17 protein-coding genes are annotated in these 21,922 nt (G+C 60.2%); 8 read left to right on the top strand and 9 right to left on the bottom strand.

The features are described from left to right. Window positions 1-102: 102 nt before the first annotated feature. Complete coding sequence (gene sucB, locus RM6536_RS07065) at window positions 103-1,761, top strand: 2-oxoglutarate dehydrogenase, E2 component, dihydrolipoamide succinyltransferase (protein WP_060824580.1); 1,659 nt, start codon at window positions 103-105, stop codon at window positions 1,759-1,761. 210 nt (window positions 1,762-1,971) lie between these two features. Here the strand turns inward: sucB and RM6536_RS07060 are convergent, their stop codons facing one another. Next, window positions 1,972-3,633, bottom strand: a complete 1,662-nt coding sequence (locus RM6536_RS07060) for a hypothetical protein (protein WP_060824579.1) — start codon at window positions 3,631-3,633, stop codon at window positions 1,972-1,974. A gap of 79 nt (window positions 3,634-3,712) precedes the next feature. Here RM6536_RS07060 and lipB point away from each other — a divergent pair, with 79 nt between their 5' ends. The 5 genes from lipB to budA all read left to right on the top strand — a co-directional run bounded on the left by lipB (window position 3,713) and on the right by budA (window position 9,748). Continuing rightward, complete coding sequence (gene lipB, locus RM6536_RS07055; RefSeq protein WP_331709095.1) at window positions 3,713-4,531, top strand: lipoyl(octanoyl) transferase LipB; 819 nt, start codon at window positions 3,713-3,715, stop codon at window positions 4,529-4,531. 164 nt (window positions 4,532-4,695) lie between these two features. Continuing rightward, entirely contained in the window at window positions 4,696-5,703 is a 1,008-nt protein-coding gene (gene lipA, locus RM6536_RS07050) for a lipoyl synthase (protein ID WP_005505472.1), read from the top strand. 209 nt (window positions 5,704-5,912) lie between these two features. Further along, entirely contained in the window at window positions 5,913-6,629 is a 717-nt protein-coding gene (locus RM6536_RS07045; RefSeq protein WP_060824577.1) for a DUF4191 domain-containing protein, read from the top strand. A gap of 349 nt (window positions 6,630-6,978) precedes the next feature. After that, window positions 6,979-8,403, top strand: coding sequence for a type I glutamate--ammonia ligase (gene glnA / locus RM6536_RS07040; RefSeq protein WP_060824576.1), 1,425 nt, complete (start codon window positions 6,979-6,981; stop codon window positions 8,401-8,403). A 595-nt stretch (window positions 8,404-8,998) separates the two neighbouring features. Continuing rightward, the gene (gene budA / locus RM6536_RS07035) at window positions 8,999-9,748 is read left to right on the top strand and encodes an acetolactate decarboxylase (protein ID WP_005508614.1); all 750 of its coding nucleotides are present in this window, start codon (window positions 8,999-9,001) and stop codon (window positions 9,746-9,748) included. Between the two features lie 126 nt (window positions 9,749-9,874). Here budA and RM6536_RS07030 read toward each other — a convergent pair whose 3' ends face one another. Both RM6536_RS07030 and RM6536_RS07025 read right to left on the bottom strand, forming a co-directional pair. Next, a complete protein-coding gene (locus RM6536_RS07030) occupies window positions 9,875-10,303 on the bottom strand; it encodes an HIT family protein (protein ID WP_060824575.1) in 429 nt (142 codons plus the stop codon). 55 nt (window positions 10,304-10,358) lie between these two features. Next, a complete protein-coding gene (locus RM6536_RS07025) occupies window positions 10,359-11,036 on the bottom strand; it encodes an MBL fold metallo-hydrolase (protein WP_060824574.1) in 678 nt (225 codons plus the stop codon). Between the two features lie 157 nt (window positions 11,037-11,193). Here RM6536_RS07025 and RM6536_RS07020 point away from each other — a divergent pair, with 157 nt between their 5' ends. Then, window positions 11,194-11,658: a Fur family transcriptional regulator gene (locus RM6536_RS07020; protein ID WP_060824573.1), complete on the top strand. Its 465-nt coding sequence runs from the start codon at window positions 11,194-11,196 to the stop codon at window positions 11,656-11,658. Window positions 11,659-11,923: 265 nt separating this feature from the next. Here the strand turns inward: RM6536_RS07020 and RM6536_RS07015 are convergent, their stop codons facing one another. The 6 genes from RM6536_RS07015 to RM6536_RS06990 form a co-directional block, all read right to left on the bottom strand. After that, on the bottom strand, window positions 11,924-12,844 hold the full coding sequence (locus RM6536_RS07015; protein WP_060824572.1) for a metal ABC transporter permease: 921 nt from the start codon (window positions 12,842-12,844) through the stop codon (window positions 11,924-11,926). After that, window positions 12,841-13,740: a metal ABC transporter ATP-binding protein gene (locus RM6536_RS07010; protein WP_049327709.1), complete on the bottom strand. Its 900-nt coding sequence runs from the start codon at window positions 13,738-13,740 to the stop codon at window positions 12,841-12,843. The genes RM6536_RS07015 and RM6536_RS07010 overlap by 4 nt, the downstream gene beginning before the upstream one ends. After that, window positions 13,741-14,748 carry a metal ABC transporter solute-binding protein, Zn/Mn family gene (locus RM6536_RS07005; protein ID WP_060824571.1) on the bottom strand — a complete coding sequence of 336 codons (1,008 nt, stop codon included), beginning with the start codon at window positions 14,746-14,748 and terminating at the stop codon, window positions 13,741-13,743. A 374-nt stretch (window positions 14,749-15,122) separates the two neighbouring features. Beyond that, on the bottom strand, window positions 15,123-16,205 hold the full coding sequence (locus RM6536_RS07000) for a hemolysin family protein (protein ID WP_060824570.1): 1,083 nt from the start codon (window positions 16,203-16,205) through the stop codon (window positions 15,123-15,125). Further along, window positions 16,202-17,536 (bottom strand): hemolysin family protein, encoded by a 1,335-nt coding sequence (locus RM6536_RS06995; RefSeq protein WP_060824569.1) that lies wholly within the window; start codon window positions 17,534-17,536, stop codon window positions 16,202-16,204. Before RM6536_RS06995 ends, RM6536_RS07000 begins: the two co-directional genes overlap by 4 nt. Then, entirely contained in the window at window positions 17,527-17,715 is a 189-nt protein-coding gene (locus RM6536_RS06990) for a hypothetical protein (protein ID WP_145974245.1), read from the bottom strand. The genes RM6536_RS06995 and RM6536_RS06990 overlap by 10 nt, the downstream gene beginning before the upstream one ends. Window positions 17,716-18,123: 408 nt before the next feature. Here RM6536_RS06990 and RM6536_RS06985 point away from each other — a divergent pair, with 408 nt between their 5' ends. After that, a complete protein-coding gene (locus RM6536_RS06985) occupies window positions 18,124-21,807 on the top strand; it encodes a multifunctional oxoglutarate decarboxylase/oxoglutarate dehydrogenase thiamine pyrophosphate-binding subunit/dihydrolipoyllysine-residue succinyltransferase subunit (protein WP_060824906.1) in 3,684 nt (1,227 codons plus the stop codon). Window positions 21,808-21,922 lie beyond the last annotated feature (115 nt).

The following is a 21,922-nucleotide window of genomic DNA, read 5'->3' as shown; positions in this document are numbered from 1 at the left end:
TATCCGGATGCGCGTCGACGTGCTTCAACGCATACGGCGCGCATCCGGGTCACCGCTCACATTTTTCTAGTTCAAGCATTCACAAGGAGAACGGGAAAGATTATGTCCCACACCGTAGTACTGCCCGCACTGGGCGAGTCCGTGACCGAGGGTACCGTTACCCGCTGGCTCGTTGAGGTCGGCGACACCATTGAGGTTGACGCACCCCTGGTTGAGGTTTCCACCGACAAGGTTGACACCGAGGTTCCCTCCCCCGTAGCAGGCGTTGTTGAGCAGATTCTCGTCCCCGAGGACGAGGACGTCGAGGTCGGCGCTGCTCTGGCTATCATTGGCGACGGTTCCGGCGCTGCTGCACCGGCTGCTCCCGCAGCTGCTGAGGCTCCCGCAGCTCCCGCTCCGGTTGCTGAGGCTCCTGCTGCTCCCGCAGCACCCGCCGCTGCTCCGGCTGCTCCCGCAGCTGCTGCTGCAGGCATCGAGGTCGTACTGCCCGCACTGGGCGAGTCCGTCACCGAGGGCACCGTTACCCGCTGGCTGAAGGAAGTTGGCGAGCAGGTTGAGGTTGACGAGCCCCTGGTTGAGGTTTCCACCGACAAGGTTGACACCGAGGTTCCCTCCCCCGTAGCAGGTACCCTGCTCGAGATCCGCATCCCCGAGGATGAGGACGCAGAGGTTGGCCAGGTTCTGGCTATCATCGGCGACGCTTCCGCTGCTGTTGCACCCGCTGCTCCGGCTCCGGTTGCTGAGGCTCCCGCAGCTCCCGCTCCGGCTGCACCCGCAGCTCCCGCTGCACCTGCCGCTCCTGCAGCTGCTGAGGGCGAAGCATACGTGACCCCGCTGGTCCGTAAGCTCGCTAAGGACAACGGCATCGACCTGTCCACCGTCAAGGGCACCGGTGTTGGTGGCCGCATCCGCAAGCAGGATGTTCAGGCTGCTATCGCTGCTAAGGGTTCCGCTGCTCCCGCCGCTGCTGCACCCGCTGCAGCTGCTGCTCCGGCTGCTGGTTCCGCAAAGGCACCGCACACCTTCGAGGTTTCCCCCAAGCGTGGCACCGTCGAGAAGACCGCACGTATCCGCCAGGTTATTGCAAAGCGTATGCGTGAGTCCCTGGACATCTCCACCCAGCTGACCCAGGTCACCGAGGTTGACGTGACCCGCATCGTTCAGCTGCGTGCAAAGGCTAAGGACGGCTTCGCTGCTCGTGAGGGCGCTAAGCTGACCTTCCTGCCCTTCTTCGTCCAGGCTTCCGCTGAGGCTCTGCAGCAGCACCCCGCTCTGAACGCTTCCATGACCGAAGACTACAAGCAGATCACTTACCACGGCTCCGAGAACATCGCTATTGCTGTGGACACCCCCAAGGGTCTGCTGGTTCCGGTCATCAAGAACGCTTCTGACCTGGGCATTGCTGGCCTGGCAAAGGCTATTGCCGACCTGGGTGGCCGCGCACGTACCGGCGACATCTCCCCCGAGGAGCTGTCGGGTTCGACCTTCACCATCACCAACATTGGTTCCTTCGGTGCACTGTTCGACACCCCGATCATCAACCAGCCGAACGTTGCAATCCTCGGTACCGGTTCCATCGTGAAGCGCCCCATGGTTGTTAAGGATGTTGACGGTAACGACGTTATCGCTATCCGCTCCATGTGCTACCTGTCCCTCACCTACGACCACCGCGTGGTCGACGGTGCAGACGCTGGTCGCTTCCTGCACACCCTCAAGACCCGCCTGGAGGAGGCAAACTTCGAGTCTGAGCTGGGCCTCTAAGACCTGCAAAGATTCAAGGAAGTTTCCTTGTGGCGGCGCCCTGATGGGTAACCGAGCGTAGCTCTCCGGGTTTTCCCGGACGGTGAGCAAAAAGCGGCGGCTCCATCCACTTCGGTGGGTGAGGCCGCCGCTTTTGTTGTGCCCGCGTTTTTTTGTTGTGTCCGTTTTTATTGTGTTCGCATTTCTACACTGTCAGCTGTACGGTGTCAGCTATGCCGGGACGGGTTCGGCGCGGGCTATCTCCCAGCCTTTCTCCCCGCGGTGCAGGTCGAAGATGACTTTCTGGCGGATGACGCCGTTTTCTTCGCTGAGTTTGCGGGCTTCCTGCTCGGTTTTATCGGCGCGGTAGCCGGGTGCGGAGACCACCGCCATCACGCGGATGTTCTCGCTGTCGCGGCTGAGTTCTTCGGCGGTGTCTAGGGTGAGCTCGGCGCCACCTCGCATGCGCCGTTCATGGTTCCGCTGGTCGATGAGGGCTCGCAGAATCTGCTCGCCCTGCGATGCCTTATCCTGTACGCTCTGATCCTGTGTTGCCGTGCCGTCGGGTGCCTGCTCCCCCGCTGCGTTTACGGCTTGAGCGGATACGGGCTGTGCCGTTGCCGAGGCGTTCTGCCCGTAGAGGGTGAACCCGAGAGGCAGTGCAATAGCCCCCAGCGCGAGCGCGGCGAGTCCCAGGCGGGCGGAGGGACGGGTGAACGCGCCGCGTAGCACCGTCAGGCGGGATGTACCCGTCGCGTCTGCGTTCTTTGGGGCGGGCGCAGTCTTTGCGGGGCTCGTTGCAGAGCTCAACGGCTTAGAACCGGTCGTAGCTACGCGCCCCGCTTTCTTCACGCCCGACTTCTTCCCGCGAGGCAAACGTTCCGCTAGGTAGTGTTGCGCCTTCTGCGCCTTTGAGAGCTTCTGTACCGGCGCGGGGTCCACTGCTGCGGGAATTAGGGCGCGGGCTCTTTCTGAACAGCTCAGGTACACGTTGAGCGGGCGAGGCGGCACCTCCTCCGCCAGGGCGACCACGGAGCCCAGTCCGGCGAGCGCCGCCTCCTGGACGGGTGCGTCCAGCAGGTATTCGAGGGCTCTGCCGAGGCACTCAATCCACTCGCTGCTGGGTGCCCCGTCGGTTGCGATGCCGGTGGCTCCCATGCGTGATGCGACCATGCGCAGTGAGAGGGGTACGCGGGCGGCGGAGGGTTCCGGTGCGTGCCCGCAGGCGGCTTGCCAGAGTAGGGCGGCTGCGGAGCGTGCATAGGCGCCCTGGGCAACGGTGAGCTGTTCCGTGTCTAGGGCAGCCGGTTCACGGTAGACGGCATCAGGTAGCAGGAGCTTGGGCACTCCGGCGGCGCTCAGAGCAATATATTCGGCGCTGAGTTCGGCGCGCCCTTCCCCCACCTTTTTGAGGCTGCCGAGCGCCCGATGTAGGGTTCGCGCCAGGGTCATGATTTCGGCGGGGGTCAGGGTGCGAGCGTGCAGGAGCTTGTCGAGGGTGCCCGCGTCAAGGGGCTCGTACCAGAGGCACAGCTGATCGGCGCTTTCATCAGTAACAGCGTGGAGCTTGGCGAGTCCGGGCGCGTTGCGTAGGGCGGCGGCTACCTGCGGGGTCTGGGCGTGCCGCTGAGCGGATGCATCCGTGTTTTCCTCGAATCCGTACCCGTTGGCTGCCGCCCGCAGGGTGGGCGCGGTAGAAGCTGGCGGTGTAGAGGGAGCGGACTGGGGAATGGTGCGCAGGGTGTAGCGTCCAGGGTACGCAGCGGGTCCGGGGTGTACGGAGGTTACGGTGGGCGTGCTCTCGGTGGCCTCTCCCCGGTACTCGACAATCTGCAGGGTGGGTAGAGCCGGGTTGGCGATGCTTTCCAGAACGTGTGCTTCTTTGCTTCTCATACCACTATGTTATCAAATTACATCAAATAATATCTTTAAGCACACTAAAATACTTCAAACACCCCAATGAGTCCCACGGATAAATTCATACATTTATCTATCCCTTCAACCCTCCTGCCCCCGAGCACGCCCTCACGTAACATTTCGACGTGTTCGCTCATCACGTGATTCAGGGCGCCCTAATTTTCTTCCCTCCACTAGCAGTACTAAGGTAGAAAGTATGTCTGTGACGATTGAACGCGTGGGCTTCGCCCCGAACTATGTGAACTATGTTGAGTGCCTGGACAAGCAGTACCGCATCCACGATGAGGTGGCTAACCGCACCCGCCAGAATACGATTCTTCTGCTTGAGCACGAGGCAGTGATTACCGCCGGTAAACGCACCGAAGACCACGAGTACCCCGCAGACAAGTCCACCCCCGTCGTCAAGATTGACCGCGGCGGCAAGCTGACCTGGCACGGCCCCGGCCAGCTGACCGGCTACCCGATTCTGCGTCTGCCCGAGCCCATTGACGTGGTGGCGTATGTGCGCATCATCGAGGAAATCATCATTAACGTCCTGGCTGGCCTGGGCATTAAGGGTGAGCGTGTTGAAGGCCGTAGCGGCGTGTGGATTCTGGGCGACGGCATCACCCAGGACAAGAAGATCGCGGCGCTGGGCATGCGCGTTTCGCGTAACACCACCATGCACGGCTTCGCGATTAACTGCTGCAACGACACCGCACCTTTCCAGCAGTTCATTCCCTGCGGTATTAGCGATGCCGGCGTTACCACGATTTCGGACCAGCTGGGTCGCACCGTCACCCCCGCCGATATTTTGGAGCCGCTGGAGGCGGAGCTTCTGAAGTACCAGGACCGTCTGGCGGAGTCTTTCGAGCCCATTGCGGCGCAGGACTAAACGCAGGGTTAGACGCAGTCAAGAAGCATCGAACGGACCGTACACGTAACGCGTCTGGCTTTGTTCGTCATATACGAAAACCAGTTTCACCTACGCCTAAGCGGGCGTAATATAGAAGGTGGCCCACCTGCACAGAGGGCACACCGAGACCAAGGAGAAAACTTTTGAGCACCGCACCTGAAGGACGCAAGCTACTGCGTGTGGAGGCCCGCAACGCTGAGGTTCCCATTGAGAAGAAGCCTCACTGGATTAAGACCAAGGCTATTGTTGGCCCCGAATACAACGAGATGCGCGAGCTGGCTCGCGGTCAGGGCCTGCACACCGTGTGTGAAGAGGCTGGCTGCCCCAATATTTACGAGTGCTGGGAAGACCGCGAGGCAACCTACCTGATTGGTGGTTCCGAGTGCACCCGCCGTTGCGACTTCTGCAATATTGCGACCGGTAAGCCCGTTGCTGTTGATTACGCTGAGCCGTTCAAGGTTGCTAAGAACGTGAAGGTCATGGGTCTGCGTTACGCAACTGTGACCGGTGTTGCTCGTGACGATCTGGAAGACGGTGGTGCGTGGCTGTACGCAGAGACCACCCGCCAGATTCACAAGATGTGCCCGAACACCGGCGTTGAGATGCTCGTCCCCGACTTCAAGGGTGTTCCCGAGCATGTTCAGAAGGTGATTGACGCTAAGCCTGAGGTGTTCGCGCACAACCTGGAGACCGTCCCCCGCATCTTCCGTCAGATTCGCCCGGCGTTCCGTTACGAGCGTTCCCTGGATGTTATTACCCAGGCTAAGGAAGGCGGCATGGTCACCAAGTCCAACCTGATTCTGGGTATGGGCGAGACCGATGACGAGATTTACGAGGCGCTGTGCGATCTGCACGATGCTGGTTGTGACATCATTACCCTCACCCAGTACCTGCGCCCCGGCCCTCTCTTCCACCCGATTGAGCGTTGGGTGAAGCCGCAGCAGTTCGTGGATTTTGCGAACATGGCTGAGGAGATTGGTTTCGCTGGCGTTATGGCGGGCCCGATGGTTCGTTCTTCGTACCGTGCAGGTCGCCTGTGGGCTCGTGCAATGCGTAAGAACGGCTACCCGATTCCTGAGAACCTTGCCCACATTGAGGGTGAGGGTGCAGCCCTGCAGGAAGCCTCCTCCCTGGTGGCGGCAGGCTACTAAGCCTTTTCAGAATCTTTCTGAGAGCGTTGAGGCTCCTCGAACCCGGTGTTCGTCCGGTGTTCGGGGAGCCTCCCCTTATGCCCCGTCCCTTGTGTGGGTAGGGTAAACTAGAAAAATTGCAGGCATACACTGCATCGTTACGTCACTATGGTTCCGTGAGCGTTTGAGGCGCTTCTCGGGGCCGCGGAAGAACCAGCCGAGGAAGAATCGTGGCAGATAAGCGCGAAGAGAAGAAAAAGAAGAAGGAACGCACTCCGGGCACTTTCGCCCAGATGAAGCAGGTCTACCAGATGACCAAGAAGTCCGACCCGAATATCGGTTGGATTCTGAGTCTGTCGGCTCTGGGTACCCTTTTGGTTTTCCTCCTCATCGGTATTGCACTGAATAACTGGATTACTTTCCTGATTCTGGGCCTGGGCGTTGCCGCTATTGTGGCCATGCTTCTGCTGGGTCGCCGCGCGCAGACTGCGGCTTTTGCTCAGATTGAGAACCAGCCCGGTCGTAGTGGTGCGGCGATGAACTCGGTGCGCCGCGGCTGGATCGTTGAGGAGCAGCCCGTTGCTGCGAACCGCCACCAGGATCTGGTGTTCCGTGCGCTGGGCCGTCCCGGTATTGTGCTGGTGACCGAGGGCCCTCACAGCCGTGTGAATTCCCTGGTGAACGCCGAGAAGAAGCACCTGAACCGTGTGGCTCCCGGCGTTCCGGTTCACGTGATTGAGACCGGTCACGAAGAGGGTCAGGTTGAGCTCAAGGACGTTGTGAAGACTATGAACAAGCTTCCGAAGGCTCTGACTCAGCAGGAGATGCAGGTTGTTTCTGGTCGCCTGAGCACTCTGAACACTATGCGTAACCCGATGAATGGTCTGCCGAAGGGTGTTGACCCGATGCGTGCACGCCCCGACCGTCGTGCGATGCGCGGCCGCTAAGCGAGACGCTGATATGAGGTTTTGAAGGCTCCGGCTCTTCCCGTGTGGGGAGGGTCGGGGCCTTTTGTTACGCCCGGTTATTGCGCTGTTGCTGGCATTGATATTGGCTTTGCTACTGGCTCTACTGAGGGCGTTAGCATCTCTACTGTGTTTCGTGAGGCAACGTAGATGTAACTCCTTTCCAGGATTTGTAACATTACCGAAACACGATAGTCACGCACGCGCAAAAAATAACCACTATGCTTGATATGTCACAGGGTTTTGCCCGCGGCCAAAAACTAAACCAAAGACTGAATGTGATGAGGGAAAGCACCCTCCTGCACCGTCAGTCGAACAAGGAGCAGTCCTCATGTTTACCAGCCCCCAGGAAGTTCTCGACTTTATCAAGAACGAAGAAGTAGTCTTCGTTGATATCCGATTCACCGACATGCCCGGCGTGCAGCAGCACTTCAACCTGCCCGCTAAGGCGATTGATGACGATTTCTTCGTCAACGGCCAGCTTTTTGACGGCTCCTCCATTCGCGGCTTCCAGGGCATTGCAGAGTCCGACATGCAGCTGATCCCCGACGTTCAGTCCGCGTACGTTGACCCCTTCCGCATTGAGAAGACCCTGGTCATCATCTGCTCCATCGTGAACCCCCGCACCGGCGAGCCCTACCACCGTGACCCCCGCGGCGTCGCTGAGCGTGCCGAAGCATACCTGCAATCCACCGGCATTGCAGACACCGCGTTCTTCGCATCCGAGGCTGAATTCTTCGTCTTCGAGGACGTCCGCTACCAGGTCGAGCCGAACTCCGTATTCTTCAAGATCGACTCCGATGAGGCTCCCTGGAACACCGGCCGCAAGGAAGAGGGCGGCAACCTGGGCAACAAGACCCCCGTCAAGGGCGGCTACTTCCCCGTCTCCCCCGTCGACAAGCAGGCTGACCTGCGTGACGCAATGTGCGTAGCAATGGACGAGGTCGGCCTTGAGGTTGAGCGTAGCCACCACGAGGTGGGCGCAGCCGGCCAGGCAGAAATCAACTACAAGTTCGACACCCTCACCAAGGCTGCTGACGACCTGCTGAAGTTCAAGTACGTCATCAAGGGCACCGCAGACGCATGGGGCAAGTCCGTGACCTTCATGCCCAAGCCCGTGTTCGGTGACAACGGCTCCGGTATGCACTGCCACCAGTCGCTGTGGCAGGACGGCGAGCCCCTCTTCTACGACGAGCGCGGCTACGCTAACCTCTCTGACACCGCACGCTGGTACATTGGCGGTCTGATTGAGCACTCCTCCGCTGTTCTGGCGTTCACCAACCCGACCGTGAACTCTTACAAGCGTCTGGTTCCCGGCTACGAGGCTCCCATCAACATGGTGTACTCGCAGGGTAACCGTTCCGCCGGTATCCGCATCCCGATTACCGGCACCAACCCGAAGGCTAAGCGTCTGGAGTTCCGTGCACCGGACCCCTCCGCTAACCCCTACTTCGCGTTCGCTGCTCAGCTGATGGCTGGTCTGGACGGTATCCGTAACCGCATCGAGCCGCCGGCACCGATCGATAAGGACCTGTACGAGCTGCCCGCCGAAGAGGCTAAGGACATCAAGAAGGCTCCGGCTAACCTGGAGGAAGCTCTGGCGGCTCTGGAGGCTGACCACGACTTCCTGCTCGAGGGCGGCGTCTTCACCGAGGACCTGATTCAGGCTTGGATTGACTACAAGCGTAAGAACGAGCTGGAGCCGCTCTCGCTGGTTCCGCACCCGCTTGAGTACCAGCTGTACTACGGCGTCTAATCTGAAAACAGGCAACGGCCTATACGTTCTTTTGGGAGCGTGTAGGCCGTTGTTGTGTGCTCTGAGGGGTTTCTGCGGGGTCTGCGGTAGGGGTTTCGCGGGTTTCTGCAGGGTGCAGGCTCGCCGGGCTACGTTTGGTGACGGTTCGTGTCTAATATTTCTCTGCCTCGGTGAGCCTCGTGTATCTTAGTTGCGCTTAGAGTTGCTCTAAGGGCTAAGCTGTTGGTGCTGGCGTTCCCTCCCTTTTTGTCGTGCAACCGGAGGGAACGCCAGTCTATTTTTATGCCCTCACGTCACTTGCGGTATATCAGCCGAGCTAAGTCAGCCGCGCTTGGGTAATTCACGCCTGGGTAATCCGTGCAAGGGTCACATCATAAGATGCTGGCACGCTGACCGGTAGGTATATGTTCAGAGACGGGCGTACAATGAAAGTGCGTGCGCCCGGCCTGCGTCACCTACGAATTCCTAGAGAAACGACATCACACGCCGTGTTCTCCCCGACGCCCTTCCCCTTTTTAGCATCAGTTAGGGCGAGTATCGCCGATGACCGACCGACCCGTCTGACGCCGCATCCACTGTAACGAGGAGAAATCTCATGGCATATCAGCCGACCATCCTAAACGGTGAAACTGTTTTCCGTAACGAAGTTTTTCAGACCGGCCTCATGTCCCAGCTGCTGGACGGCATCTACGATGGCGAGATGACCATCGGTGAGCTCCTGAGCCACGGCAACTTCGGTGTGGGTACCTTCAACGGCCTCGACGGCGAAATGGTCGTCCTCGACGGCGTCTGCTACCAGGTACGCCACGACGGCTCCGTATCCCTGCCCGACCTGCGCCAGCAGACCCCCTACGCCGTGGTCACCAACTTCGTGCCCATGATTAAGCGCGAACTACCGCAGAACCTACTCCGTAAGTCTGCCTCCCAGATTCTGGATGACTTCACCGTCTCCAAGAACTACATGTACGCCATCAAGATTTACGGCGAGTTCGAATGGGTCCGCACCCGCACCGTCATCAAGCAGGAGAAGCCCTACCCGAAGATGGTTGCGGCCACCGAGAACGAGGACATTGTCCAGTTCGATAACGTGACCGGCACGATTGTTGGCTTCCGCACCCCGATCTACGAGCAGGGCATCTCGGTGCCCGGCTGCCACGCCCACTTTATCGATGATGAGCACGTTCAGGGCGGCCACGTGGTCGACTTCAAGCTACGCTCCGCAAAGGTCGAGATTTGCCCCGGTACCGGCCTGCAGCTGCACCTGCCGCTAACCCCCGAGTTCTCCTCCGCTAACCTCTCCCCCGAGGACCTGGCTGACCAGATCTCCAAGGCTGAAAAGCACTAAGTTTCTTTCCCCCCGGGATATAGCAACGGGCTATATTAACGAAGGAGCCGCCCTCTACTGTTCTGTAGAGGGCGGCTCCTTCGTGGTTATACGCGTTGTCGTGTTTATACGCGCTGTAAAGGGCGCTTACGCCTCCGGCACGAACTCGCCGTGACCGCGCTCGCGCAGGGCAGCACGCACCTTCTCGGCGGCCGCATCCAGCTCTTCTGCGGTAGCGTCCTTCTTCGCGTTGGCGGGATCGTAGTCAGCCATGCCGTCAGCCGGGAACAGGTGGATGTGGGTGTGCGGAACGTCGAAGCCCGCAATCATCAGAGCCACACGGTCCTTATCAAACGCCTGATCCAGGGCACCAGAAATCTTGTGCGCCACAGCGAACAGGTGCGCAGCCAGCTCATCCGGCAGGTCGGGCCAACGGTCGACCTCAGCGCGGGGAACGAGCAGCAGGTGACCTTCCGACAGGGGCATGATGTCCAGGAAGGCGACGCAGTGCTCGTCCTTCCAGACGAAGCGGCCGGGAATCTCGCCCTCAATAATCTTGGTAAAAATCGTGCTCACAATATAATCTCCTTCATGCGCCGTCGTCGGCGCGTTTGAAGCTCAACGGTCAGGCTTACGCCTCAACCTCAATGCTCTCGCCGGGGTTCAGGTGCTTCAGCTCAGTGCCGTACTTCGCGCCGAAGTTCGTCACCAAGCCCTCAATAATGCCGGTGCCGTTGGCGTTAATCATGCCGTTGTGAATCGGAACCACACGCTGAGCGCCGGTCGCAATCACAAAATCAATGACTTCCTGAACCTTCGACCAGGGCGCGTGAATCGGCACCAGAACGGTATTCGCACGCACGCGGTGCGGAACCACCAACGAGTCACCCGGGTGGTACACGGCACCGTTAATCAGGTAACCGACATTAGCGATGGTCTGAATCAGCGGGTGAATCAGGGCGTGCTGACCGCCGTAGGTCTTCACCTCAAAACCGGGGATGCTGAACTCAGAATCAGAGGAAACAACGGTAACCTCGGCAGCGGGCACAGCCTCCTTGATGACCTGGGCGACAGTCTCGGGAGCCCAAATCTTCAACGGGGTCTGCGACTCGGCACGCTCAGCAATCAGCGGTAGCACCGACGGGCCATCAAAATGGTCCGGATGCGCGTGGGTCACGAACAGGTAATCGGCGTCTTCCAGCGCGGTAGCGTGTTCGCCTTCTGCGGCAAAATTGCCGGGGTCAAGAACGAGGGTGCGCCCCTCATTCTCAAGGCGGATACATGAGTGGGTGTACTTCGTCATTTTCATAGTTTTAGTCTACCGTTAACCCTCATTCGTGCCTGTTGATGACTTCAATTTTTGAGATAAAGCGCAAATCAACCACCTTTTGAACGCCTCTAGTGTAAAGTCGTAAGACAAGATCGACCACACAATGGGGCGGATTTCCGCCCCGAAAGGTTCAGCAATGGACACTCATATTCCCGTACGGAGAATTACGAAGCCCGCCGAAGCCCGAAATACCCGCCAGCGTCGCATCATCAAGGCGACCATGGAAGAGCTCGGCGATTTCATCTCAGCACAGGATCTGCACCTGACCCTCGCGAACCGCAAGGAACAGGTCTCTCTCGCAACCACCTACCGTGTGCTGCAGTCGCTGGCTAACGCCGGTGAGCTCGACTCGGTCAAGGGCGTTGAGGGTGAGACCCTGTACCGCCACTGCCAGGTAAAGGACCATCACCACCACCTGCTCTGCCGCCGATGCGGCACCGCCATTGAGCTGGAAGCACCCGCTCTTGAGGACTGGGCACTGGCTATGGGTAAGCAGCACGGCTTCTCGGAGCTGGAGCACGTGGTTGAAGTGACCGGTTACTGCCCGGACTGCACTTTGGCACGTCGCGAGGAAGAATCGCAGGGCGGCACTGCACGCTAACGTTGCAGGCTAAGCCGCAACCTCTAAGCCCCTCATTCTGAGGAGCTCTCCCCCACCGGGGAATCCCTTCTGCTCGAAGGATACGGCGCCTTCAAAAATCTTCGACGCCACTACAGCACGACACACAGGGCATCTGGACAGGGCAACACAACGCCACACAGGTTGAGCCCGCATTGCGCACCGGGTACATGACCCGTAGCGCTAACACAGCACGACAACGAAAGAGCCCCACCTCATTCCCGAGGTGGGGCTCTTTCTACAGGTCTTATGCCTTCTCAGCCAGCTGGCGGCCCGACGCGCTATGGCGGCGCTTCACGCCACCAATCACACGGCACACCACGTAAATCAGGAAGGAAATGCTGGTCACGTAGGGGCTAATCGGCAGCGAACCGGCAAGAGCCAGCAGAATACCGCCCACAATAGACGCCTCCGCAAACAGCACCGACAGAATCAGGGTGCGTACCGGAGATGCCGTTACCTGCATCGCCGCAGCCGCCGGAGTAATCAGCAGCGCCAGCACCAGCAGCGAACCGACCACCTGCACCGACAGCGCCACAGCAATACCCAGAATCACCATGAACACCAGGGACAGGAAGCGCATCGGCACGCCCTTAGCGCGGGCGACCTCCGGGTCCAGGGAGGAGAAGCTCAGCGGACGCCATACCATCACCAGCAGGGAAATAATAACCACCGCACCAATAATCATGGTGTGCAGCTGGTCGGCATCCACGGACACAATCTGACCGGTCAGCAGACCAAACTTATTCGCGCTACGGCCCTGGTACAGGGAGAGGAAGAGAATACCCAAGCCCAGGCCGAACGGCATGAGCGCACCAATGACCGAGTTCGAGTTGCTCGCCTTAGAGCCCAGAAAGGCAATCAGCAGAGCCGAGGCAATCGAACCGACCATAGAGCCGGTCACCACGTCATAGCCGAGCAACAGGGCAAGGGCGGCACCCGCGAAAGACATTTCAGAGACGCCGTGCACCGCAAAGGCATGGTCGCGCATCATCACAAAAATACCGACGAAACCACCGATAAGGCCCAGCACAGCGCCAGCAAAAATGGAGTTCTGTAGCATCTGCAACAGCTCGCCGTAGCGGTCAAAAACGAAGATACGGGAGAGCAAATCATTCTGCGCGGCGGCAACCGGAGCCAGAGCGGGGAAGGAAGCAAGAATGGTCATCGAGTGGTTCCTCCCGGAATGTGTAGGGTGCGCTGCGGTTCAGAAAGACCAGACTTCAGGTGGGAGCCGTGAATGTTCTGGTCGGTGCCCTCAATATGGCAGTGGTCGCTGGCGTGAGTCTCACCCACCACCACGTAACGGCCATTAGACTTGAGAACGCTCACCGGGGTTCCGTACAGGGAGGTGAGAGTCTCACTGGTCATGACCTCTTCCACCGACCCGACCGTGAAACGGCCGTTCGCCAGGTAGAGCACGCGATCCACATGCTCAATGATGGGGTTGATTTCGTGGGTCACGAACACCACCGCCACGCCGCGTTCACGGTTGAACCGGTGAATCAGCTCAGCCACCGCGTACTGGTGGTTGAGGTCCAGGGAGAGTAGCGCCTCATCAGCCAGCAGAATCTTCGGGTCGTTCGCAAGCGCCTGGGCGATACGCAGGCGCTGCTGCTCACCGCCGGAGAGCAGACCCACCGGCACGTTCGCGTACTCGGTCGCACCGACGGCTTCGAGGAGCTCGTCAACCTTGGCGCGGTATTTGCGGCCGTGCAGGCGGATGCCCCAGCGGTGCCCGTCCACACCAAGTCCCACGAGGTCGCGGGCGCGCATCGGGGTGGAGGTGGGGATGGACTTCTGCTGCGGTACGTAGCCGACGCCGGCGTTGCCCAGGCGTGCGGGTTTGCCGAGCACGGAGATTTCGCCGGCGTTGAGTCCGGTCAGGCCGAGAACGACTTTGAGGAAGGTGGACTTGCCGGAGCCGTTGGGTCCAAGCACGGCGAAGTATTCGCCTGCGCCGATGTCGAGGGTTAGATCTTTCCAGAGGGTGCGGGCCCCGAAAGCGAGGCTACCCCCGCGAATGGAAATCGCGGGGGCGGCACCGTTATTGTTGTCAGTCACTTAGGAGAGCGCCTTTTCGAGGTTGCTGACGTTGGTCTTCATCCATGCCAGGTAGTTGGTGTTCTCCGGCAGGGTTTCGGTGAAGGATACGTAGTTCACCGAGGCGTCCTTAGCTGCCTGCAGCACCTCGTTGGTCTGAGAGGTGGAGGTCTGCTCGTTGTAGGCGAGCAGCTGGACCTTCTTCTCGGTGACCATGTCCTTGGTTTCCTTCAGGACGAGTGCGGGGACGTCGTTGCCGGCTTCGGCTGCCTCAGCGAATTCGCTGGGGGTTGCGTTCTCTGCGCCGGTGGAGGAAATCAGGTAGTCCGGCACGGGCTCGGTGGACAGGTACTTCTTGCCTTCACCGGCGATTGCTTTGGCGGTGGTGTCCAGTGCCTCCAGTTCCTTGGAGAAGGTGGATGCGTTGGTGCGGAACGCCTCAGCGTGTGCGGAGTCGAGGCCTGCGAGCTCTTCAGCAATCTTCTGGGCGACCTTCTTCATGGTGTCGAAGTCGTACCAGAGGTGTTCGTTGAACTCGTGTGCGTGGGCGTGGTCGCCGCCGTCTTCCTGGTGTTCGCCGCCGCGGTGGTCCTCGACCAGGTGGGTGTATTCGGCGTCGGTGAGCTTGCCGCTGACCTTGACCGCGTTCACGATCTTCTGGGAGGTGTTGTCCTTGCCGGCAAGGTCTTCGAGGAACAGGTCGTAGCCTGCGCCGTTGATGACGATCAGGGATGCGTCCTTCGCCTTGAGGCGGTCGGCGCTGGTGGCTTCGTAGGAGTGGGGGTCGGTGCTGGTGGAGGCGATCAGCGCGGTGACCTCAACGTAGTCGCCGCCGACCTGCTTGGCGATGTCTGCGTAGACGTCGGTGGAGGCGACGACCTTCACCTTGCCGTTGTTGGAGCCAGCCGAGGAGGACGAACCGGAGGAGGTGCTGTTCTCGGTTGCGCAACCTGCCAGCAGCAGGGATGACGCAGCGAGTGAGCCCATTGCGGTGAGGAAGTGCTTGCGGGTGATCTTCGGGTGCGACATGAGGGCTCTCTTTCGGTTCGTTCTAGTCTGTAGGTTTATTAACTACATCATGCGAACACCCGTATAAACAACTCTTTATTGGTCTCATTTGAGTGATGTTAGGCTACCCTTTTCTCTGTTAATAGCTTATGGTGCAGGGATGTTTAGCTATGCCTATTCCGCTCCCCTGCCGCCGCTTCATACCGCCACATGAGCCTACCCCTTACGTGCGCCCATCAACCGTTCTGTCCGTACAACAGCCCGCCCCGCGCTCTCCTTCACGAGAGTGCCAGGCGGGCTGTGTATTTAAGATTCCCCCGTTGTACTCGGATGTTTTACTCCGGTGTTTTACCCGTTTTACTCGGGTGTTTTATTCGGGGTATCTCACGATGCGGCTACTGGGCTTCACGCGCCTGCTGTCGGCGTACACGCTCACGCACCGCATCCTGGGTGGTGTCGTTGATTTCGCCGACAAGCTCCTCCAGCACGTCTTCGAGGAAGACCACACCGAGGGTAGTACCGTGCTCGTCCATGACCTGCGCGATATGGGTTCGGCTGCGCTGCATGGAGGCGAGCGCGTCGTCAATATCGGTGGTCGGGGTGAGCGTGTCCAGGGAACGCAGCTTGTACCAGGGGAAGGGCTCCTCAAACCGCTCGGGGGCGATGGCGAGGGCGTCCTTCACGTGCAGGTAGCCCATGTAGGTTCCGTCGCTGTCGGTAATGACGAAGCGGGAGTAGCCGCTGCGTGCCACGGCGCGTTCCAGTTCGGCGGGGGTGCTGCCGAAGGGCAGGGTGACGAGCTTATCGCCGGGCACCATGATTTCGTAGACGTCCTTCTCGGTGAATTCGAGGGCGCTTTCAATCACGCCGGCATCGTCTTCCACGGTGCCTTCAGCGGTCGAGGTTGCAACGATGGTCTGCAGCTCGCCCAGGGTGAAGGTGGAGGCGACCTCATCCTTCGCTTCGACCTTCATAAGCGCCAGCAGCTTATTGGACAGGTTGTTCAGCAGGGCGACCACGGGGGCGAAGATCTTGGAGAAGGTCACCAGGGTCGGCACAATCCAGAGAGCCACACCACGGGCGGCAAGGGTCACGGCGGCATTCTTGGGAACCATCTCACCGAAAATCACGTGCAGGTAGGTGACCAGAATCAGGGTGACGCCGAAGGCGATGACGTCCACGATAGCGTGGGGCAGGCCGACCAGGTGCAGGGGCACCTCCAGCATATGGTGCAGCGCCGGTTCTGAGACGTTCAGGATCAGCAGGGAGCAGATGGTGATGCCCAGCTGGCAGGTGGCGAGCATGAGCGAGACGTTCTCTAGCGCGTAGATGACGGTCTGCGCTCGCTTATTGCCTTCTTCGGCGAGCGGCTCGATTTGTGCTCGTCGGGTGGACATGATGGCGAATTCACCGGCGACGAAGAAGGCGTTTCCGGCGAGCAGGATGACGAGCAGTGCGATGGCTACCCAGTCGTTCATGCGTTGCCTCCCTTCTCGGTCTGTTCCTGTGCGCTAGGTGCGGGGGTGAATCGGATGCGGTCCACGCGGCGGCCTTCGAGGGTGTCCACGCGCAGGGTGCCGCCGGGCACGGGGACGCTGTCGCCTACTTCGGGGATGCGGCCGAGCCGTTCCATCATGAAGCCGCCGACGGTTTCGTATTCGGGGCTTTCCTCAACCTCGAGCCCGGGGATGAGGGCATTGATTTCGTCGGGGCGGCGCAGGCCGGAGAACACCCAGTCGCCGTTGCCGTAGCGCAGGGGGCGTTCGGTGCGGCCGCGGTCGTGTTCGTCGGAGACTTCGCCGACGATTTCTTCGACGAGGTCTTCGAGGGTTGCGATGCCCGCGGTTCCGCCGTATTCGTCGAGAACCACGGCGAGCTGCAGGGCGCCTTGGCGTAGCTGGGTGAGTAGCGCGTCCAGGTGCAGGGTTTCGGGGACCTGCAGCACGTCTTCTGCGAGGGCACCAGCTTCGAGGGTTTCGCGAACCTCCGGGGGCACGCCGACTGCCTTCTTCACGTGCACGACGCCCACGATGTTGTCGTGGTCGCCCTTGTAGAGGGGGAATCGGGAGTGGCCGGTGGAGCGTGCCAGTTTGATGACTTCGGCAACGGGTGCGGTGTCTTCGAGCATGGCGACCTGGCCGCGCGGGGTCATCACTTCGGAGGCGGTCAGCTCGGAGAAGCGCAGGGTGCGGTCCACGAAGCGTGCCGCGTCGGAGTCGAGGGTGCCTTCTTCTGCGGAGCGGCGCACCATGGAGGAGAGCTCTTCGGGGGTGCGTGCGGCGGAGAGTTCTTCTTTGGCTTCCATGCCGAAGCGTCCGAGGATCCAGTTGGCGGAGCCGTTCATGAGGCGCACGAGCGGGGACATGATGCGGGTGAAGGCCAGCTGTGCGGGAGCAACTCGGCGTGCCACGTCATAGGGTTCGGCGATGGCGAGGCCCTTGGGCAGTAGTTCACCAACAACCATGGACAGCAGGGTTGCGATGAGCATTGCCAGCAGCAGGGTGAGCACATCGGTCACGCTACTGGGCAGCCCCATGCTGTTGATTACACCGGTGGTGAGCGCCTTAATGGCGGCGTCGAGGGTGTAACCCGTCAGCAGCGTGGTGATGGTGATGCCGATCTGGCAACTGGAAAGCTGAGTAGAGAGGGTTTTGAGGCAGCGCAGGACGGCGTCGGCGGCTTTATCACCGGAGTCTTTTGCCTGCTGCACGGTGGCAGTTTCGAGCGCCACGAGTGAGAACTCTACGGCGACGAAGAATCCGGTACCTAGGATGAGGAGTAGACCGATGAACAGGAGTATCAGATCCACGCGGTCACCGCCTCCGCGGGGTGGTTTGCGCTGTGCTGGTTCTGGTGTAGAGATTCAACAGGCAGACTGTCCAGATGCTGAGCACCCGAGGAGGCGGTCCTTTCGGGTGCGGCGGTGCCGTAGCGCGCGCTGTGCACGGGCGGCATCTTGTGTTGGCTAATGGTCAGAGTCTTACTCAAAGGGTCATCCATACCCCATATTTTAGCGAAGGTTTCGCCTCTTCCAGGTGCCTTAGAGTGCCTGCTCACACATGTAAGACCGTGCTGGGTGCACACGCGGGTCAGCACGAATCAGTAAGAGTGAAAAATTGCATTGTGGATATGGCGCGATGAGCTGGAAAGTTCACCGTGCTTCTCTTTACACTTATACATAGGAGCATGAGTGTGCCGCCAGGTAAGCGGATGAACCCCGACGTTCACGGCACGCTAGGCAGGTTGGTACGGTGCACACCCCGCACGCAACAGCCACCAAAGGCGATGCGCACATGCTCAGCGTGATGATTCGCCCCTCAAAGACGCGGGTCGTCTATGCCGGGTGAGTCCCGGACGCGACGGATAAATTCACACTAATTGGAAGAGGCGTTTAACGTGCCAAATCTGCCAGAACATCTGGTACCTGAGGAATTTGCCGGTAACGAATGGTTCGTTGAAGAACAGTACGAGCGTTACCAGAAGGACAAGAACCTTGTGGACCAATCGTGGTGGCCCATTTTTGAGACCATCGACAAGGCGCTGGGAGGCGCCGGTACCGCGAGTGCAGCACCTGCTGCGGCACCTGCCGCACCGGCTGCTGCACCTGTAGCGCCTGCAGCAACTCCCGCTCCCGCGGCACCGAAGCCTGCGGCTGCACCTGCTGCCCCCACCACCCCTCCCGCTGCTACCAAGAAGGCTGAACCTGTGGAACCTGCTGAAGACAAGATTGTCCCCCTCCGCGGCCCTGCTAAGGCAGTCGTCACGACCATGGAAGAGTCGCTGACTGTCCCCACCGCAACCACCGTTCGTGCGGTCCCCGCAAAGCTGCTCATTGAGAACCGTGCGGCCATCAACAAGTACCTGGCAAGCACCCGCGGCGGCAAGGTCTCCTTCACCCACATCATCGGTTACGCAGTGATTCGCGCTGTGGCTGCTATGCCTTCGATGAACGTGACCTACGGTGTGGATGAGAAGGGCAAGCCCGTTGCAATCCACAACGCGCACGTGAACTTTGGTCTGGCTATTGACCTGCCCCGCCCCGATGGTTCCCGTAACCTGGTCGTTCCGAACCTCAAGGGCGCTGAGCAGCTGAGCTTCCGCGAGTTCTGGGAGGCATACAACGACATCGTTAAGCGTGGCCGTAACGGCGCGCTGACCATTGAGGACTTCCGCGGCACCACTGTTTCGCTGACCAACCCCGGTGGTATCGGTACCGTCCACTCGGTGCCCCGCCTCTCCAAGGGCCAGGCAGCCATCATCGGTGTGGGTGCTCTGGAGTACCCGGCTGAGTTCCGCGGCCTGTCCGAGAAGCTCATCACCCAGCAGGGCCTGTCCAAGATCATCACCCTGACCAGCACCTACGACCACCGCGTCATTCAGGGTGCAGGTTCCGGTGAGTTCCTGAAGCTGGTTGAGCACTACCTGCTCGGCGGCGACGACTTCTACGACGCAATCTTCCGCGACCTGAAGGTTCCTTTCGAGCCGGTTCGTTGGGCACGCGACAACCACGTCGATGACGCTCACGAGATTTCCAAGGTTGCACGTATCCAGCAGCTGATTCACGCTTACCGCGTGCACGGCCACCTGACCGCAGCGACCAACCCCGTTGGTTACAAGATGCGTTCGCACCCGGACCTGAAGCTGGAGAACTACGGCCTGACCCTGTGGGATTTGGACCGTGTCTACCCGACCGGTGGCTTCGGTGGTGCCGAGCGTCTGCCGCTGCGCACCATCCTGGAGCGTCTGCACGAGGCATACTCCGGTTCCCTGTCCGTTGAGTACATGTACTCCGAGGACCCCGAGGTTCGCGCATGGTTCCAGGAGCGTCTGGAGCGCGGCGTTGCTAAGCCGACCCGCGAGGAGCAGCTGCGTGTTCTGTCCAAGTTGGTTGAGGCTGAGGCATTCGAGAACTTCCTGCAGACCAAGTACCTGGGCCAGAAGCGCTTCTCCCTGGAGGGCGGCGAGTCCCTGATTCCGCTGCTGGATGCTGTTCTGGACAAGGCCGCTAACAACGACCTGAAGGGCGTTGCCATTGGTATGGCACACCGCGGTCGCCTGAACGTGCTGACCAACATTGCCGGTAAGTCCTACGCTCAGATTTTCCGTGAGTTCTCCGGCACCGCAGCACCCTACGAGGGCGGCTCCGGTGACGTGAAGTACCACCTCGGTACCGAGGGTGTCTTCACCTCCGATTCCGGTAAGCAGACCCAGGTTTACGTGGCTGCTAACCCCTCGCACCTTGAGGCTGCAAACACCGTGCTCGAGGGTATCGTCCGCGCTAAGCAGGATGTCTACCGCGAGCAGGGCATTGAGGGCTACCCGGTTCTGCCGATCCTGATTCACGGTGACGCAGCGTTCGCTGGCCAGGGCATCGTCATGGAGACCCTGCAGATGGCCGGCCTGAAGGCCTACACCACCGGCGGTACCGTGCACATTGTGGTGAACAACCAGATTGGCTTCACCACCCTGCCGAACGACGGCCGCACCGCAACCCACGCCTCCGACATTGCGCGTATGACTAAGGCTCCGGTCTTCCACGTCAACGCTGATGACCCGGACGCAGTGGTTCGTGCCGCACGCCTGGCATTCGAGTACCGCGAGCGCTTTGGCCGCGACGTTGTCGTTGACCTGATTTGCTACCGCCGCCGCGGTCACAACGAGGCTGATGATCCGTCGATGACCCAGCCGAAGATGTACCAGGACATCGACGCTCTGCCCTCGACCCGCACCCTGTACGCACAGGATTTGGTGGGCCGTGGCGACGTCTCCCAGGAGGAGGCAGACGAGGTTCTGGATTCGTACCACTCGAAGCTGGACGCTATCTTCGTCGAGACTCAGTCTTCGGCACCGGCTCCTGCTGGCGCGCACGTTTCCGGTCTGGAACTGCCCGCTGCTCAGCAGAACACCGAGGTCGTTCACTCCGGCAAGACTGCGATCTCCCGCGAGACCCTGCAGCGCATTGCTGATGCGTTCGGTAAGGCTCCTGAGGGCTTCACCATCCACAAGAAGCTGAAGAAGCTCATGGAGCAGCGCGTTGAGATGGGCCGCACCGGCAACATCAACTGGGGTATGGGCGAACTGCTCGCCTTCGGTTCGTTGCTGATGGAGGGCACCGACGTTCGTATGAGCGGTCAGGACGTTCAGCGCGGTACCTTCGTTCAGCGTCACGCTGTGCTGCACGATCACCTCACTGATGAAGAGTGGTCGCCGCTGGAGCACCTCTCTGAGAACCAGGGCAAGTTCCGTATCTACAACTCCTTCCTCTCTGAGTACGGCGTTCTCGGCTTTGAGTACGGCTACTCGGTGGAGCGCCCCGACTCGCTCGTGGTGTGGGAGGCTCAGTTCGGTGACTTCGCGAACGGTGCTCAGACCATCATTGACGAGTTCGTGTCTTCCTCCGAGCAGAAGTGGGGCCAGCGCTCCTCGCTGGTTATGCTGCTGCCGCACGGCTACGAGGGTCAGGGCCCTGACCACTCCTCGGCTCGTGTTGAGCGTTACCTGCAGCTGTGCGCTGAGAACAACATGACCGTGGCTTGCCCCTCGACTCCGGCTTCGCACTTCCACCTGCTGCGTCGCCACTCTCAGCACCGTCCGTACAAGCCGCTCGTGGTAATCAGCCCCAAGCAGCTGCTGCGTCTGAAGGCTGCTGCCTCCTCCATCGAGGACTTCACCGAGGGTTCGTTCCAGCCGGTGATTGGCGATCGTTCGGGTATCAACCCGGCCCAGGTTGAGCGTCTGGTCTTCGTGTCCGGCCGTCTCTACTACGATCTGGAGGCGGAGCGCGAGCGCCGCGGCGACACCAAGACCGCTATTGTCTCGGTGGAGCAGCTGTACCCGTTGCCCGAGCAGGAGATCAAGGAGCAGCTGGCTCTGTACTCGAACGCTACCGACGTTGTGTGGGCTCAGGACGAGCCTGCTAACCAGGGTCAGTGGCCGTTCATGGCTCTCAACCTGCAGCCGCTGATCGACCGCCGTATGCGTCTTGCTTCCCGCTCCGCAGCTGCTTCCCCGGCTGCCGGTACCGGTAAGCTGCACGCAGCTGAGGCTGAGGCTCTGCTCAAGCAGGTCTTCGAAGGCTAAGGTCTTCTACAGCTGATCGGCTCATGATTTAGCTCTTCAAAACCCGTCTTCCCGTCAGATGTTTCTGGCGGGAAGACGGGTTTTTTAGTCTCGGATACTTACCGGATAGGGTATT

The sequence above is a fragment of the Rothia mucilaginosa genome (assembly GCF_001548235.1).
GTDB lineage: Bacteria > Actinomycetota > Actinomycetes > Actinomycetales > Micrococcaceae > Rothia > Rothia mucilaginosa_B.
Note: the sequence above shows the minus strand (reverse complement) of the source record. Positions and strands in the feature narration are given on the sequence as shown.

Coding starts and splice junctions, on each gene's coding strand:
- sucB (WP_060824580.1), top strand. CDS start 103: ATGTCCCACACCGTAGTACTGCCCGCACTGGGCGAGTCCGTGACCGAG.
- RM6536_RS07060 (WP_060824579.1), bottom strand. CDS start 3,633: ATGAGAAGCAAAGAAGCACACGTTCTGGAAAGCATCGCCAACCCGGCT.
- glnA (WP_060824576.1), top strand. CDS start 6,979: ATGTTTACCAGCCCCCAGGAAGTTCTCGACTTTATCAAGAACGAAGAA.
- budA (WP_005508614.1), top strand. CDS start 8,999: ATGGCATATCAGCCGACCATCCTAAACGGTGAAACTGTTTTCCGTAAC.
- RM6536_RS07025 (WP_060824574.1), bottom strand. CDS start 11,036: ATGAAAATGACGAAGTACACCCACTCATGTATCCGCCTTGAGAATGAG.
- RM6536_RS07020 (WP_060824573.1), top strand. CDS start 11,194: ATGGACACTCATATTCCCGTACGGAGAATTACGAAGCCCGCCGAAGCC.
- RM6536_RS07015 (WP_060824572.1), bottom strand. CDS start 12,844: ATGACCATTCTTGCTTCCTTCCCCGCTCTGGCTCCGGTTGCCGCCGCG.
- RM6536_RS07005 (WP_060824571.1), bottom strand. CDS start 14,748: ATGTCGCACCCGAAGATCACCCGCAAGCACTTCCTCACCGCAATGGGC.
- RM6536_RS07000 (WP_060824570.1), bottom strand. CDS start 16,205: ATGAACGACTGGGTAGCCATCGCACTGCTCGTCATCCTGCTCGCCGGA.